This is a genomic window from Parajatrophihabitans canadensis (assembly GCF_053764775.1).
In genome coordinates this window covers 4,661,826-4,677,731 of sequence record NZ_CM132445.1, presented here as the reverse complement: position 1 = coordinate 4,677,731, position 15,906 = coordinate 4,661,826, and the positions used below count along the sequence as shown (strand labels likewise).

The following is a 15,906-nucleotide window of genomic DNA, read 5'->3' as shown; positions in this document are numbered from 1 at the left end:
GCGTTTCGAATGACAGCGGGTATCAGAGGCGGCATGCTTGCGTCATGTTCGAGGCCAAGCCATTGAGTCCGGTTGCCGACCCTATTGCCCGGCGCGACGTTTGATGGCCGGTCGCTATCGCGGTCTGCACCCGTTCGACGCGGCGAGCCAGGCATGGATGCTGGCGAGCAGCAGGCGTTTCGATGCGGCGGACGTGCCGTGGTTAGTCGGGCCGGCGGCCGGCGCGGTGGTTGTTGGTCATGGCTGGGTAGACGACGCGGCTGCTGCCATGGGAGGCCGGGTGAGCCGCGGACCCGATCACGGACTGTTGCCACGTTTTGCCGATCTGGCCGGCGCATCATTTGACCCGGGCGATGTCGACCCGAAGATTGTCGACTTCTACGAGAACACCTCGCGCTGGCGGATGGATCTGTGGTCGGAATGGTCACCGGTTGCGTGGCCGTTCGGTCGCGCGATCGTCGCTCTCTGGAGCCAGCGCCTTCAGCAGTTGAGCCTGCCGATGCGCCCGTTGGACGTGTCTTACGGCATGGACAGCACAGTCGTGCACTTACACGATCAGGCCGATACGGTCGTCGGCTCCGCTTGGCTGCGCACCATGCGCAAGACCGGATTGACGACCTACAGCGGCCAGTACGGTACGGCGACGCTGCCCGGGTCAGCTCAGCCAAGCGTGCGGGTGGTATTCCCGCTGCCCTACGGTTCGCTGCCGGTATTTCTGACGCCATCAAACGGCGCTGACGGCGGGCTTTACCTGCGATCCCCGATCGGCGCTTTCGGCGGGGACGGTGCGTACCTCGTGCTCAATCGATCCGATGGCACGCTCAACGCTCGACGGATACCGATCGCCGAAGAGTTCCACCTGTACGTGGACGACAATCGGGATGTACGCACTGATCATTCGCTGCGGCTTTGGGGCATTCCGGCAGTCCGGTTGCATTATCGGTTGCAACGAGAGTAATCACGTCAAGTCGCTGTCGCACGACGGGAGCGCGGGGCCGCCAAGGCGCAATTGGCCGCAATCGTCTTGTGCTCGGCGCGCAAGGCAGCGATCGTAGATGTAACGGCCCGGTGGAAGCGAATGAACACCCGACCGGCCGGGCACCGAAGACCTTGTGTCATCAAGGAAAGGAGCCAAGGTCATGGACATGAAGCTCGAGGTGGTCACCATCCCCGTCTCGGATGTCGACCGCGCGAAGGAGTTTTACCAGAGACTCGGGTGGCGGCTGGACGTCACACCCCCGACCGTTGTTCAGCTGACGCCGCCCGGCTCGGCGTGTTCGGTTCAATTCGGACCGAACCGGACGTCGGCCACGCCTGGATCGGCCGAGAACCTGTACCTGATCGTGTCCGATATCGAGGCCACCAAGAAGGAATTGGGCGCTGCGGGCATCGAGATGGGCGACATCTTTCACCTCGGCCCGGACGGCCCGGCGAGCGGCCCTGATCCCGAGCGTCGCAGTTACTTCTCGTTTGCGTCGTTGAGTGACCCGGACGGCAATCGATGGCTGTTCCAGGAACTCACGACCCGACTTGCCGGGCGGGTAGACGCTACTGCGACCACGTTCGGTTCGAAGGCCGATCTCAAGAGCGCGCTGAAGCGCGCGGCGGCCGCCCACGGTGAGCACGAGAAGCGCATCGGCGAGGCAGATCCGGATTGGCCCGACTGGTACACCGAATACATGGTTCGTGAGCAGGCTGGCGAGGAACTGCCCACCTGATCGCGATGGCAGCGAACGAGTCTCATCGTCATACCGAAAGGAGCCGCGGTCGTGGACATGCAACCTGCCGCAACGAATACGACGGAGCAGTTCCACGTTGAGGTCATTTTGCCTTCGTACTGGCGGGTGACCTTCACGAACGGGCCGGTGAACCTTCTTGACCCAGACACAGTGGACCAGCTGGGTGAACTCGTAGATCGGATCGAGGCAGCACCAGAACTGACGGTTGTGGTCTTCCGCAGCGGAAACCCCGATTACTTCATGGCGCACTGGGATCTGCTCTCCGACAAGGCGCGCGTTGCCGCCATGAAGCCTGGACCGACCGGGCTGCATCCCTATCTCGATAACATGGTTCGGCTCAGCAAGGTGCCCGTGGCCACGATCTCGGCTGTCCGTGGACGCGCGCGCGGTGCAGGTAGCGAGTTTGTGCTGGCGACCGACATTCGGTTTGCGTCCAACACCGCGATTCTCGGACAGTTCGAGGTCGGTCTCGGGTCTGTGCCCGGGGGTGGTCCGATGGCCCGGCTGGCGCGTCTGGTCGGTCGCGGGCGCGCGATGGAGATTCTCCTTGGTGGCGATGACATCCCTGCAGCCAGGGCTGCCGAGTACGGCTACGTCAATCGCGTCGTGCCGGACGCCGAACTCGACGTATTTGTAGATCGGTTTGCCCGACGAATCGCGGCATTCGACAAGGTCGCGGTCTCGGGCATCAAGGAGCTGGTCGACGTTGCGTCCCTGCCTCCGGACGCCGAATTCGCGCCCGGGCTTGCTGCATTTTTCGCCACCTCTGGTCGACCCGAAAACGCCTCGTTCGCCAAGACCCTTTTCGCGCAAGGGCTTCAGCACCCGGACGGTGTCGAGCTCGATCTCGGCGTCGCCGTCGCGCGACTGCGCCAGGAAAGCCAGCGCGCAGGGTGAACCCACGTGGCTGTGCGCCGCAGCCGCAGCGGAGGCGCCAGTCGCGTCGCAGCGCCAGCGGCGGCGCCAGTTGCGTCGCAGCCCCAGCCCCAGCCCCCAGCCCCAGTCGCGTCGCAGCCCCAGCCTCGTCGCAGCCCCCAGCCCCAGTCGCGTCGCAGCCCCAGCCCCAGCCCCAGTCTCGTCGCAGCCCCAGCCCTAGTCTCGTCGCAGCCCCAGCCCCAGTCTCGTCGCAGCCCCAGCCCCAGTCTCGTCGCAGCCCCAGCCCCAGTCTCGTCGCAGGCCCAGCCCCAGCCGCGACGACGGTCGCAGTCGCAGCCCTAGCCGCAACCGCAGCCCCAGCCGCGGCGCCAGTCGCAGTCGCAGCAGCCGCCGCGCCGCAGCCTCCGCGAGACGCCACCTCGCGACCTTGCGACCTCGCGACGGCATGCGGCACCCACCCGTGCCCTGGGATCGGTCTGCCGCGCGCACCGGCGAACCCGCCGTTGCACTTGCGGTGGTGGTCAGGGGCGGTGGTTGCGTTGGGGGGTGCGGGTGGGGTCGATGTGTGGGGGTGGGGTGAACCAGGGAATGCCATGGTGGGTGGTGATGGTCCAGCCTTCGGTGTCGATGCGGTCGTGGTGGTGGTCGCAGAGGAGGCAGAGGTTGTTGATGCTGGTGTCGGGGGTGTCGCGCCAGGGAGTGATGTGGTGTCGTTCGGTCCATTCGGGTGGGTCTTGGCAGCCGGGGAAGGCGCAGCCGCGGTCTCGGGCGATGAGGGCGCGGGTTTGTTGGGCGCTGGCGATCCGGCGTTTTTCGCCGTAGGCGAGGACGGCTTGGTGGGAGTCGTGGACGAGCCAGCCGATGAGGGCTTGGTCGGCGTGGCGGAGCGCTTCACCGACCCGGATTTTGTGGCCGTGGGAGGTGACGGCGAGCCCGGTTTTGGTTTCGTATTGGTCGGCGGTCATGGTGATGAGGACGGTCGCGGGTAGCCCGCCGGTCATGGGCAAGCTGCCCGCGTGCAGGAGTTTCTTCAGCCCGGCGCGCAGCGCATCGTGTAGCCGTTGCCCGGCAGTGCGGGGGTCGGGCACGCTCCGGCCGTGGCCGAGATCGGTGGCGGGTTTCGGGGCGGCAAGGGCGTTCAGGACGGTGAGGGCGAGGTTGCCGGTCTGAGTGTCGAGGTCTCCGAGGATGCGGACCATGCCGTCACCCAGGGGTTGGATCGACAGATACCGGCGGCGTTGGATATCAGCCTCATCGGCGAGGGCCCCGTCGGGGTCCAGCGCGTCGAGCAGGGCGCGGCCGAGGCCGGCGACGTCGCGCGGTGCCCACCGGCGCGCCTGGTCGGTGAGGTAGGCCTCGGCCTCGGCGGCGGTGTCAACCGGGGTGGCGGACGGGAGGCGGTCCAGGGTGCGGAGCACGACCTGGACGTGTTCGGCCGTGACCGAACCCTGGGCGCGGGCCGCGGCCAGCGCGGGGTGCAGCGGCGGTAGCGGCTGCCCGGTCAGGGCCCGACGCTCGCCGAGGGCGTGGGCGTGGCCGACCCGGCGGGCCGCTTCGGCGGCGGAGAGGTTCAAGACGGCGCTCAGCCAGCGGGCGGTGCTGCGGTGGACGTGTTTGGCGGGCAGCCCACGGGCCTCGATTTCGGCGACGAGGGGCGCGTCATAGGCCTCCAGCTGCCGTCGGGCCGTCTCCACCTGCCGTACCACCGCCAACGCCGCCTGGTCATCCAGCCCGGCCCAGGACGAGCCTGCCAAGCCCGCCACCGCCGCCGACAGAGCCGCGACCGCCGCCAGCACCGACCCCGCGGGGGCAACGGCGACTTCAACGCCAGGTTCGACGGCAGGCTCGGCGGCGGCGGCCGGCGCGAGCTCAGAGGCATGCCCGACGACAACACCCGCGGCGAGGTCAACGCTGGCAGCAGCCGCGTGCTCGTCGTCGCTAGCCCCGGTCGTCATGATCATCAACCTAGGTCAAGGGTCCGACAAAACCGTGACACTCACAATGGACTTTCCGCATAGTGCACAACCCATAACCCAGCGCAACAAGTTGAACGGCGAACCAAAAACAACAGACCCGGTAAAGGATCACCTGACGACTGGAGGCCGGCTCACGCCCGCGGTGGCCTGAGCAACATGGCGGCCCGAAAGGGAGGGCCCTAGGTCAACGGATAAGCGCCTGATTCAACGGTCCTGGCGGCGGGATCTGTGTAAGGTCAGCGTTTCCGGTGCAGGATCCTCTGCTCCCGGAGCGCCCCTACGGTCCACTCCGGCGATGACCAGGACGACGTGATCTTCGGTGCCTTTCCCTCCCGATGCGAGATGACAACGAGCCCGTAGCCATGACGTTGGAGCGCACGACGCATGCTCCACGTGCGAACTAGCCACGAGGTCGGCAGTTCGTCCACCTCGACAGTCCGATCGGATCCAAAAACCCAGATATTGGTGACACTCCATGAACGACCGGAGCCGAAATACCGCACGCAAACGAACCCGACGTCGCGGTGGCCGAGCGACACGCACCGCCGACGCCGTCGTATCTCCAGTTGTTCGTCGGTCACCACGAGCGTCAAGGCACCGCACGCGCTGGCGATCCGTCCTCCTGAAAGCATGATGACCACGATGAGGCTGAAAAAGATAAATCGATGGGCTTCATCGCGGTCGTTGGAGGCGAGTGCGCACAGTCCGACGGAAACCAGAACCGAGGCTAGCGGCGGGGTCGGCCAGTAAGTACTTCTTTCCCGACGTCTAATGCGCACGCCGAGCGATCTTGCCATACGCCAGGCGAAATCCGAACGACGGCAAATTACCTCTTTGTCTTCAACTCATTCCGCGTCACGGCCTCACGGCAAAGCGCCTTGAACGCTTTCTCCGCTTGCTTCTCGTCCTGTCCGACGTCGATGGCGCGCCGAGGATTGCCTTCAGGACTGGAGTTGAACAGCCCGAAAGGATCCTTCAGAGCCGTTCCCCGACGAAAGTCAGCTATCCGCTAGCTGTGGTCGATCAGGCGATCTCACGCGCCCTCACAACACCCGGTCCTGGGGCCGGGCGCCTCGGCAAGGCCTTGACTGCCCGACGTGACAGACGTAGAAGGGTGAGATGAAGGCCATCGCCTGGCTCACCCGGGACAGGCTGGCGTTATTACTCGGGTTATTCGCACCGCTGGTGCTTTGCGTCGTCCTCGTGCCCTTTCGGCATTCGCTTGAAAATACCCATGCTGCGCTGCTGCTCGTGGTGGTCATCGTGGGTGTCGCGGCCCTCGGCAACCGTCTCGCCGGGTGGCTGGCGGCTCTGTCGGCCGGTGTGTGGTTCGACTTCTTTTTGACCGAGCCGCATGAGCATTTCACCATCACGTCACGCGACGACGTGGAGACGACCGTTTTGTTGCTGGTCGTAGGGGCCGCCGTGACCGAGCTGGCGGTGTGGGCCCGCCACGAGCAGAGCCGAGCAGTCCGTCAAGCGAGCTACGTCGAGGGGGTGCATCGGGCGTCCGAGGTCGCGGTCACCGGTACGTCGCCGACCCAGCTCATCGACCGGGTGGCCGGGCAGCTGATCACTTTGCTCGGCCTACGAGGTTGCCGCTTCCACTACGGAACCGGGATTGGCAACCCCCGCCTGGAACACGACGGCGGGCTCATGTGGGGCGCCAGCCGCTGGGATGTCGACAGCGAAGGCTTCCCGGATGGACGGGAGACCGAGCTGCTGGTCTCCTCTGGTGGCCGGTTCTGGGGACGCTTTCTGATGACGCCGACCTCAGGTGCCCGTCCGGATCTGACCCAACGGTTGGCGGCGATCGCGATGGCTGACCAGGTCGGCGCGGCGCTGAGCGAGTACCGCGCCGAACAGGACTGATGGCCGAACAGGACTGATGCCGGAGTCCGACGCGAAATCTAAGTGCCCAACTCTCGGATCTAAGGCTTTCTCCCGATGTGCGCGGCCGGGCCTTAGAGCGAGGCTTGATCTATCGGATCAAGGAGGCACGAAATGTACACCAACCCATACATCAGCAAGATGATCAACGACGACCACGTCCGGCAAATGCGCTCCAGCGCTGCAGAGGCGGCGAAGGGCGGCCGGTCTCGGGAGGCCCGGGCAGTCGCCGGTGACAACAGCCGTTCGCTCGGCGGCCGGACCCGGCGCTTGTTCGCCCGGCTCGCGCCAGCCGCGTGACCGCCTCAGCACAGCGGCTGGCTCGCGCCAGCCGCATGATCGCCTCAGTACGGCCGCGGAGCTCGGACGACTCGGCACCGTCGGCATGCGCCGACGAGTCGGCATCGACGCGACGGGTGATACTGGCACAGTGACGCGGCGGGTTACTTCTGATCGATTCATCGGACGCGATGCCGAAGTGGCGACGCTGCGCGCGGTCATCGGTGACGCGGCCGCTGGTCAGAGCCGCATCGTAGCGATCGGTGGCGATGCGGGCATCGGCAAGACCCGGCTCATCGGCGAGGCGGTAAGCATCGCTCGCGCGTCCGGCTTGCTGGTCGGGATCGGTGGATGTCTCAACCTGGGTTCGGTGTCCATTCCGTATGCCCCAGTCGTCGAGGCGCTGCGAACGATCCGATCCGAAGTCGGCGTGGCGGAATTCGACGTGCGACTGACGGATGCCTTTCGCGGCGTCCGAGCGCTGATCGGAGACGGCAGTGACACGAACGTTCCCGACGCTGGGACCCTCTTCGAACATCTCCTCGGTTTTCTGGCGAGCTTGAGCGCCGACCGGCCGGTGCTTCTGGTCTTCGAGGACCTGCACTGGTCCGATTCGTCCACCCGAGACCTAGTCGCATTTCTGGCTCGCAACCTGCGCGACGTACCCGTCGTCCTGCTGCTCACGTACCGGACGGATGAACTGCACCGTCGCCACCCGCTGCGTCCGTTGCTGAGCGATCTCGACCGCCTGCCCGGCACCGAACGGCTGACCCTGTCGGGGTTCAGTCGCGGCGATGTTGCCCAGCTGATCGCCGAAATCGACGGTCCAGGTTTGGACGCCGACGCCGTCGACGAACTAGTGAACCGCAGCGGCGGCAACCCGTTCTACGTCGAGGAGCTCACCGCAAGCGGGTCAGTTGCCGGACGGCTGCCAGACACGTTGGCCGAAGCGATCCTTGATCGGGTCGGCCGGTTGGATCCGCAGACCCAACAGGCACTGCGGATCGCCGCGGTGCTGGGCGTTGATGTCGATGAGGATCTTGTGGCGGTACTGGCCGGCGTGCCGGCGGCGACTATCACCATCGCCCTGCGCGAGGCGGTCACCGAACAGCTGCTCGTGATCGAGGGCGATCGCTGCCGGTTCCGCCACGCGCTGGTCGCCGAGGCGCTGTACGACGATCTGCTGCCCGGCGAGCGCAATCGGCTGCACGTCGCCGCGGCCGACGCCTTCGCGTCGGCCGGTCGGCTGGACGAACATGCGCGCTGGGCGATGATCGCGCACCACCGGCACAGCGCGTCGCAGATCCCGCAGGCGTATTCCGCCTCCGTCCGGGCAGGCCTCGAGGCGGAGAAGGTCCACGCGCCAGCCTCGGCCGCCGAACAATACGAGCGCGCGCTGGGCCTGTACGACCAGGTGCCCGACGCCATCGAGATATCGGGCCTGAGCCACCTCGAGTTGCTCCAGCGGGCCGGGAACACCATGTACTGGACGGCCAATCTGCCCCGCGCCCTGGCGCTGTTCAAGCAGGCGCTGAGTGAACTGGGTGCCGACGCCTTGCCGGAGGATCGAGCGCTGATCTTCGAGCGCATTGGGCGAATTGCATGGACAGACCGGGACGGGGAACGTTCGAAAGCCGCCTACGAGCAAGCGGTTGCCTTGCTTGCCGACAGGCCGTCGTCGCGGGAGAAGGCGTTCGTCTACTCGGCACTCGGCCAGAGCTTGATGCTCGACGACAGGACTGCCGATGCCGAGCGGTTCCTGAGGGTGGCCCTCGAAGCCGCTGAGGCCGCGGGTGCTCGCGACGTCACGACACATGCACTGTGCAGCCTGGGGGCGGTACTGGTCGAAAGCGGATTGCCGGACGAGGGGATCGACACCGGACGTCGTGCGTTGGAGATGCTGCTCGAAGACGAACAGATGGTCGGCGAAGCCGGCAGGGCGTACAACAACCTGGTGCACAGCCTGGTCTTCGCCGGCCGGTACGAGGAAGCCATCAGGGAGGGCCGCGCGGGTATCGAATACGCAATCGCCAGCGGAATTACCAGGCACCTGGGTGAGGCGGTCGCTGGGAATACCATCCTGGCGCTGACCCTTTCCGGACGCTGGGACGAGGCTGCAGCGGTGAGGCTGGATCACCGAATCCCCACCGGGTCAAACTCGTACAAGGCCCTGCGGTGCCTGCCCTTGCTGTTCGGTACCGGCCAAATCGATCTGGTTCGCGAGATCATCGATCTCGCAATCGAGGCTACGACCGAGGCCGCAGACGTTCAGCACACCGCAAACAGCCAGCTGTATGCAGCCGAATTAGCCGCGCTGGACGGCAAGTTCGACGCTGCGCGAGCGCATGCAGCTACCGGCCTTGCCCGTTGTGCAGACAGTGATGGGGTCTACTACCTCGCGCGGGGACTCGCGGTCGCGTTGCAGGTCGAGGCCGATCGAGTGGCTCAGACGCGAGGTACGGCATCAGACAGTGAGGTTGCCACCGCGCGTCAGATCGCAGACGAGCTCGCCGTGCTGGCCGCCAAGTTCGCCGAACGGCCGGAAGCGCTCGCGCTGCCAGAATGCCGAGGCTGGATCAAGGTGGCCGCAGCCGAGTATGACCGTGTCTGGGCACGCGATAACGCCGATCAGTGGCGCAACGTTGCCGAGACCTGGGATGAAGTCGGAGTGCCGCATTATGCGGCGCTGGCTCGCTACCGCCAAGCGGATACCATCTTGCGCGACAAGGGTGATCGGACGATGGCGGCTGATGCCGTTCGATCCGCAGCGACCACCGCCGATCGACTGGGCGCCGTGCCGTTGAGAGATGCCCTGGCACAGCTGGCCAAACGCGCACGACTGGACATTGTCCCGGGCCAGCTGAGCGCGCCCGAGCGGCCAGACGTTTCGATTACCCAGCGAGAGCTCGACGTCCTGCGGTTACTTGCGATTGGGCGCACCAACCGAGAGATCGGTCGGGAGCTGTTCATCAGCGAGAAGACCGCGAGCGTGCACGTTACGAATCTGCTGCGCAAGCTGGACGTCGGCAACCGCGTCGAGGCGGGCGTAGCGGCACGCCACGCTGGCCTGGTTTGACCAGCAGCGCCAACGGTTTCGGAGTTCGCGATCGAATCAGTACGCGACCGTGAACCGGGTCCGATGGTGGTTCGGCGTTTCGATCTCGTCCACAAATGCGATCGCGTAGTCGTCGCCGGAGATGGCTGAATTGCCGTCAGCATCAACCAGCATCACGTCGTCCCCGACCCGGTACTTTCCAGTTCGCTCGCCTGGCGCGTATGAACCGAACCCGCCCGCCGGACTCAGATAGAACCAGTCGGTGTCGGAGCTGGAGGCGCGCAGCGCGTCGAGCGCGGCGGCGTGGGCAGTCACCTCAGGCATGGCGAAGTCCGGCAACACACCGGTGTCCATGAACCGCGGACCGTCCGGGCTCACACGAAGACTGCCGGCGCCCCCAACCACGCCGATGCGTGTCCCGTGTTTGCCCGCGGTCTCCAGAATTGAGGGAATCGAATCCACCAAGGTGCCGTCCTCGCCTCGGCTTGGCACCGCGATGACGAGCACATCGGCGGCTTGTGTCAACTCCTCGATGGTGGCCTTGTCGTGTACCGAGCCGGCCCGGAACGAGATACCGTCGCGTGTCTCGGTCGGTGCAGACCGCGAGATGCCGAGGACTTCATGCCCGCGTCGGACTGCTTCGGCGGCAATATGGCCGCCTGCGTACCCGGTTGCGCCAACTACTGCGATTACGGTCATGCGTCACTCCGTCTTGTTCTCGAGGATGTTAGGGGTTGAGCTGTCATGGCGATGGCGCCTGGTCCCGTGTAGCCACGTAGTTGCGGGCCGACTCGTTGACGTAGGCGAGCAGTTCTGGCTGTATCCGATAGAGCTTTCGCCGGTCGTACAAGACCGTGATTGCGACGCCGGCGACGAGCCAGATGACGAGTCCCACGCCAGTCATGACGAATCCTCGCGTCAGTCCGGCAGCACCGGAGGCATCGAAATAGAGAATTGCGCGAACCCCGTCGAGAATCTGTCGAAGCGGCTCGAAGTGTGCGGAGAAGCGGAGGACGGGCGGTAGCGCCTGTAGCGGAGTTGTTCCGCCGCTAGAGGCCAGCGCGAGATAGATGAAGACGAGCATCGCGATGAGCTGTCCGAGCGCTCCGAATGCTGCGAACAGCACCAGGGTGCCCATGGCGACCACGACGGCTGCGAGCGTGGTGAAGACCCACAGTGTTGGAATGTGCGAAGCATCCATTTTCAGGATCGCGATCGACACGACGAGCATGACGGTGGTCAGAATCGGTACGACGCCGAGCGACAGCAGCCATTTCGCTAGCAGGGTTTGCCACCGGCTTATATGCACCGGCGCTCGTTGCCGCCACCTCGGGCCGACCTCGTTGGTGGCATAGCCCAGCGCCGAATCGACAGTGGAGTTCACCAGGACGGCGCCAAGGAAGCCACACATGATCGTGAGCAGGGAGATGTAGAAGGCGCTCAGCCCCAGAGCCGAGTGCGGAGGCAGCGGGCGGAATGCAACTGTGGTGACAGCGATCGGGTCGGATCGATAGGCGTTCGCAGGCGCGCCTCCGCCGGCGGCCTGCGCAGACAGTTGCTTGCCGATATTGCTCGAGATCGCGGCCAGAGCCGGCTGAGCGATGTTCGTCGCCAAGCTGACTCCGACGCTGCCCGAGCGGACATTGGTGAGCAGCTGGATCCGAGGGATCGCCGGTGTCGCTGCTGAGGTCGAGGCACCCGGTGCCGAGCCGTACAGACTCAGCAGCGAAGCGCTGAAATCTGACGGAATGACGATCGCTGTGTAGGCGGCGTTCTTGTTCAGCTGTTTCGTGGCCTGCGCCAAGGTCACCGTCTTCAAGGAAAGTCGACTGGTCACCGCGTGCGAGCCCTGCAGCCCAGACACCACCTGCTGGCCGATCTCAACCCGCGAGGCGCCTGCCGTCACGCCTGCGTCCTCGTTGACGACGAGCACCGGTAGCCCGCTCAGGTGACCAAGGGGATTGACGACTGATCCGATGTAGATCAGCGTGATCAGAAAGATCAAGACCGATGCGATGATCGCAGGCGAAATCCACACTGCGCGGACCTGAAGCAGCTGAGATGCCCGCATCTGGTGGCCCGCCGTTGGATCATCGGGCGGGTCAGTTACATCAGCCACGAATGAACCCTAGCCGCCGTAGCGCGCGCCTCCAAGAGAGCTGAGGGCTTCCGTCGGCGGTCCTCAGCACGAGCCACTCGCTGCCGCGCTCATCGGTGGCGCCGCTCGGGTCACTCCCGGCGTACTGAAGCCCTGACGGGCGTGTGGGTCATCCTTGCTGGATGAATCGAGACGACCTCCGACCTACTAGCGTCCACCGTGTCGGGGGGCCAGCCACGTCGTCGTGTTGGGTCCCCGTCAGGTGACGATGGGAGTGGGTCATGGCGAAGCTGTTCGGCGGAACGATCAACAATGATATTCGCGACTCGGCGCCAGATTGGTCGCCCTTCGAACCGCCGAAGGCTCCAGCGGGAGCGCCCAGCGTCGTGTACATCGTCCTGGACGACGTGGGCTTTTCGGCCATGGGTTCCTACGGTGGCCCGATCGAAACGCCGAACATCGATCGGATCGCCGCGGATGGAGTGCGATACACGCAGTGGCATACCACGGCGCTGTGCTCGCCGACCCGTTCGTGCTTGCTGACCGGGCGGAACCACACCCGCAACAGCATGGCCTGCATCACCGAGGCGGCGGTCGGTTTCCCGAACGCGAGCGGCACCATCCCACCGGAGAACGGGATGCTGTCAGAAATCCTCGCCGAGCAGGGCTGGAACACCTACATGGTGGGCAAATGGCATCTCTGTCCGACCGATGAAATGAACTTGGCGGCGACTCGCCGGAATTGGCCGAGCGGTCGGGGTTTTGAGCGTTGGTATGGCTTTCTCGGCGCCGAGACCAATCAGTGGCACCCGGACCTGGTCTATGACAATCACCCGGTGGATCAGCCGCGCTCGCCGGCGGAGGGCTATCACCTCACCGATGACATCACGGACAAGGCGCTGGAGTTCATCAAAGACGCCAAGGCGATCGCGCCTGACAAGCCGTTCTTCCTCTATTACGCGCCCGGCGCCTGCCACGCACCGCACCATGCGCCGAAGGAGTGGATCGAAAAGTTCCGAGGTCGATTCGACATGGGTTACGAGGCGATTCGGGAACAGACGTTGGCTCGGCAAAAGGATCTCGGCATCGTTCCTGCCGACACCGAGTTGCCGCCGCTGAACCCGATCGGCACCCCCGAGAACAGAACCGGCCCGGATGGCAAGCCGTTCCCGCCGCTGGACTACACCCGGCCGTGGGACACGCTCAACGACGACGAAAAGCGGCTGTTCTGCCGGATGGCCGAGGTGTACGCGGGATTCCTCGCCCATGCCGACCACCACATCGGTCGGCTGCTGGACTTCCTGGAGGCCACCGATCAGAGGGAGAACACCCTGGTCATCGTGGTTTCTGATAATGGCGCCAGCGGCGAGGGCGGCCCGAACGGTTCGGTGAACGAGATGAAGTTCGCCAACGGTATCGAGGACGATCTTGCCGAGAACCTGGCCAAGATAGACGACCTCGGTGGCACGACAACGTACAACCACTACCCGAACGGCTGGGCGATGGCCTTCAACACCCCGTTCAAGATGTGGAAGCGTTACGAGTTCAATGGCGGAACCTGCGATCCGTGCATCATCTCCTGGCCGGCCGGGACGAAGGCTCGAGGAGAGATCCGCGATCAATATCATCACGCGATCGACATCGCGCCGACGATTCTCGATGTTCTGGGTGTCGCCGCGCCGGAGACGATCAAGGGGCACGTGCAAAGCCAAATGGATGGCGTGAGCATGCGCCCGACCTTCGACGATCCGGCGATGGCGTCGGGCCGCAAGACACAGTTCTATTCGATGCTCGGCTCGCGCTCGCTCTGGCACGAGGGATGGAAAGCCGTCACCACCCATCCCACGCTAGCCGGGTGGAGCCATTTCAACGACGACGAATGGGAGCTCTACCACACCGATACCGACCGGTCCGAGATACATAACCTCGCGGACGAACACCCCGACAAACTAAGGGAACTGGTCAATATCTGGTTCTCGCAGGCCGGCGCCAATATTGCGTTCCCGCTGGACGACCGGTCTGCGTTGGAAATCCTGTCGACACCTCGGCCACAACTCACCGCGCCGCGCACTCGCTATGTCTACTACTCCGACGTCGCCCCCGTCTCGGAGTGGCAGGCTGTCAACACCCGCAACCGGTCTTTTACCATCGGTGCGCTGGTCGACATCCCCGGCCCTGGCGCCGAAGGAGTGCTGTTCGCCATGGGCGCTCGGTTCGGCGGGCACGCCCTTTACGTCAAAGGCAACCGGCTGCACTACGTGAACAGTTACGTCGGCAGCATCGAGCAGCGGATCGACGGAACCGAGGACGTCCCGACGGGTGAGAACCTGGTGCTGTCTGCCGCGTTCGACAAGGATGGCGATGACCCTCAATACGCCAGCGGAATCCTGTCGCTCTATCACGGCGACCACAAGGTCGGCGAAGGTCGGATCAAGACCCAACTCGGTGCCTTCGCGATCGCCGGATCGGGACTCTGCGTCGGTCGCGACCCCGGTGAACCGATCACCGAGGACTACCCGGGCGTACCGCCGTACCGATTCACCGGCGGAACCATCAACCGGGTCGCCGTCGACGTCAGCGGCGAACCCTACGTCGATCTGGAGCGCGAGGCCGAACTGATGCTGATGCGGGAATAGCTAGCTTGGGCAGCGCGAATCGGCCATGCTGGCAATGACGGCCCCGCCCCGGGGCGCCTTATGAGGAGGTCACATGCGTTCTGACATCCGCCCTGGTGGCACGTTTCCCGATTACGCCTTGCCGGATCACACCGGCACCGTCCGCACCCTCAGCGAGCTGCAGGGAGACGACCCGCTGATCCTCACGCTCGCACGCGGCCACTATTGCCCGAAAGAGCATCAGCAGCACCTCGATTTGGCGGCATTCCAGTCCAAGATCGCGGTGGCCTACACCCAGATCGTGACGATCTCGACCGACAATCACCATACGTTGCAGGAGTTTCGCGCGTCAGTCGGCGCTCAGTGGCCGTTTCTGTCCGATCCTGAGCGGACGATCCAGAAAGACCTCGACATTCAGGAGTACACCGATCCCGACAATGATCCGATGATCCCGTACACGCTGGTGCTGAAGCCGGGACTGACCATCCACAGCATCTACAACGGCTATTGGTTCTGGGGTCGCCCGTCTGTCGATGACCTTTGGCGTGACCTGCGCGCGGCGTCGAGCGAGATACGCCCGGACTGGGACCTCAGCACGCCGGGGCTTCGGGAAGCTTGGGCTTCCGGGGACTACTCGCACTTTCACGGGTGGGACAAACAAGCCTCGGGCGCCGACACCAGCTGATCGATGGACTACCGCAACGGACGTTAGCTTCGCGACCGCAGTTCGTCATGCCGCGGGCTCAACCGACTGGCTCGCTCAGCTGTCGGTACGCAGATACCGGTGAGGAGGATGTCGAGCAGGCCGTCGGCGTAGGAGTCTGGTGTCGGGCTACTACGGGCAAGTACCCGGTACAAGAAAGCACCCATCATCGCGTCCGCTACGGCCTCCAAGTCTGTGCCGCGTCGAAGCTGTCCTGCGCGCTCGGCACCTAGCAGGCGATTTCTGAGTGCGTCCCGTAACGGAGCGACCCCTTGGGCGTAGAGGCGCTCGGCGTCGGTCTCTCGTTCGGCCGATGCCACGGCAAGTGCACGAGTCAGCGCCGTGGCTTGCGGATCATTGAGGGCAGAAACCAACCGATTCACCCAGGTCCGCAAATCAGCGGCGATGCTGCCGGTGTCCTCGAGCACGCTGGTCTCGCCGACGATGACACCAGCCAAGACCGCCTCGGCGACGATGGCCGCCTTCGAGGGCCACCACCGGTAGACGGTCTGCTTGCCAACGCCAGCACGGGCCGCAATGGCCTCGATCGTCAACCGTTCGTAACCGCCGCCGATCAGCAGGTCGCGGGTGGCCTCGAGGATCGATCGATGCGCATCGGTGCTCCTCGGGCGCCCTCGCTGAACTGACATGCGCCTGAGCCTAGACAGAAAAGCA

13 protein-coding genes are annotated in these 15,906 nt (G+C 64.9%); 8 read left to right on the top strand and 5 right to left on the bottom strand.

Going from position 1 to position 15,906, the window contains the following annotated elements:
- Positions 1 to 103 precede the first annotated feature (103 nt).
- The 3 genes from ACSMXN_RS22480 (at position 104) to ACSMXN_RS22470 (ending at position 2,636) form a co-directional block, all read left to right on the top strand.
- Positions 104 to 958 (top strand): hypothetical protein, encoded by an 855-nt coding sequence (locus ACSMXN_RS22480; RefSeq protein ID WP_022914289.1) that lies wholly within the window; start codon positions 104 to 106, stop codon positions 956 to 958.
- Positions 959 to 1,139: 181 nt separating this feature from the next.
- Positions 1,140 to 1,718 carry a VOC family protein gene (locus ACSMXN_RS22475; RefSeq protein WP_022914290.1) on the top strand — a complete coding sequence of 193 codons (579 nt, stop codon included), beginning with the start codon at positions 1,140 to 1,142 and terminating at the stop codon, positions 1,716 to 1,718.
- 57 nt (positions 1,719 to 1,775) lie between these two features.
- The gene (locus ACSMXN_RS22470) at positions 1,776 to 2,636 is read left to right on the top strand and encodes an enoyl-CoA hydratase/isomerase family protein (protein ID WP_035944211.1); all 861 of its coding nucleotides are present in this window, start codon (positions 1,776 to 1,778) and stop codon (positions 2,634 to 2,636) included.
- Positions 2,637 to 3,136: 500 nt separating this feature from the next.
- Here the strand turns inward: ACSMXN_RS22470 and ACSMXN_RS22465 are convergent, their stop codons facing one another.
- Complete coding sequence (locus ACSMXN_RS22465) at positions 3,137 to 4,570, bottom strand: HNH endonuclease signature motif containing protein (protein WP_196811355.1); 1,434 nt, start codon at positions 4,568 to 4,570, stop codon at positions 3,137 to 3,139.
- Positions 4,571 to 4,827: 257 nt separating this feature from the next.
- Positions 4,828 to 5,223 (bottom strand): hypothetical protein, encoded by a 396-nt coding sequence (locus tag ACSMXN_RS22460; RefSeq protein WP_155958448.1) that lies wholly within the window; start codon positions 5,221 to 5,223, stop codon positions 4,828 to 4,830.
- 487 nt (positions 5,224 to 5,710) lie between these two features.
- Here ACSMXN_RS22460 and ACSMXN_RS22455 point away from each other — a divergent pair, with 487 nt between their 5' ends.
- The 3 genes from ACSMXN_RS22455 (at position 5,711) to ACSMXN_RS22445 (ending at position 9,836) form a co-directional block, all read left to right on the top strand.
- Entirely contained in the window at positions 5,711 to 6,463 is a 753-nt protein-coding gene (locus tag ACSMXN_RS22455; protein WP_022914294.1) for a PAS domain-containing sensor histidine kinase, read from the top strand.
- Positions 6,464 to 6,595: 132 nt separating this feature from the next.
- Positions 6,596 to 6,781 carry a hypothetical protein gene (locus tag ACSMXN_RS22450; protein ID WP_022914295.1) on the top strand — a complete coding sequence of 62 codons (186 nt, stop codon included), beginning with the start codon at positions 6,596 to 6,598 and terminating at the stop codon, positions 6,779 to 6,781.
- 130 nt (positions 6,782 to 6,911) lie between these two features.
- Positions 6,912 to 9,836 carry a helix-turn-helix transcriptional regulator gene (locus ACSMXN_RS22445; RefSeq protein WP_196811356.1) on the top strand — a complete coding sequence of 975 codons (2,925 nt, stop codon included), beginning with the start codon at positions 6,912 to 6,914 and terminating at the stop codon, positions 9,834 to 9,836.
- Between the two features lie 36 nt (positions 9,837 to 9,872).
- Here the strand turns inward: ACSMXN_RS22445 and ACSMXN_RS22440 are convergent, their stop codons facing one another.
- Positions 9,873 to 10,514, bottom strand: coding sequence for an NAD(P)H-binding protein (locus ACSMXN_RS22440; RefSeq protein ID WP_022914297.1), 642 nt, complete (start codon positions 10,512 to 10,514; stop codon positions 9,873 to 9,875).
- 43 nt (positions 10,515 to 10,557) lie between these two features.
- Entirely contained in the window at positions 10,558 to 11,934 is a 1,377-nt protein-coding gene (locus tag ACSMXN_RS22435; RefSeq protein WP_455407640.1) for a DUF3533 domain-containing protein, read from the bottom strand.
- Positions 11,935 to 12,194: 260 nt separating this feature from the next.
- Here ACSMXN_RS22435 and ACSMXN_RS22430 point away from each other — a divergent pair, with 260 nt between their 5' ends.
- Entirely contained in the window at positions 12,195 to 14,549 is a 2,355-nt protein-coding gene (locus ACSMXN_RS22430; RefSeq protein WP_022914299.1) for an arylsulfatase, read from the top strand.
- A 73-nt stretch (positions 14,550 to 14,622) separates the two neighbouring features.
- Positions 14,623 to 15,213 (top strand): redoxin domain-containing protein, encoded by a 591-nt coding sequence (locus ACSMXN_RS22425; RefSeq protein WP_022914300.1) that lies wholly within the window; start codon positions 14,623 to 14,625, stop codon positions 15,211 to 15,213.
- A 23-nt stretch (positions 15,214 to 15,236) separates the two neighbouring features.
- Here the strand turns inward: ACSMXN_RS22425 and ACSMXN_RS22420 are convergent, their stop codons facing one another.
- Complete coding sequence (locus ACSMXN_RS22420; RefSeq protein ID WP_022914301.1) at positions 15,237 to 15,881, bottom strand: TetR/AcrR family transcriptional regulator; 645 nt, start codon at positions 15,879 to 15,881, stop codon at positions 15,237 to 15,239.
- Between the last annotated feature and the right edge of the window lie 25 nt (positions 15,882 to 15,906).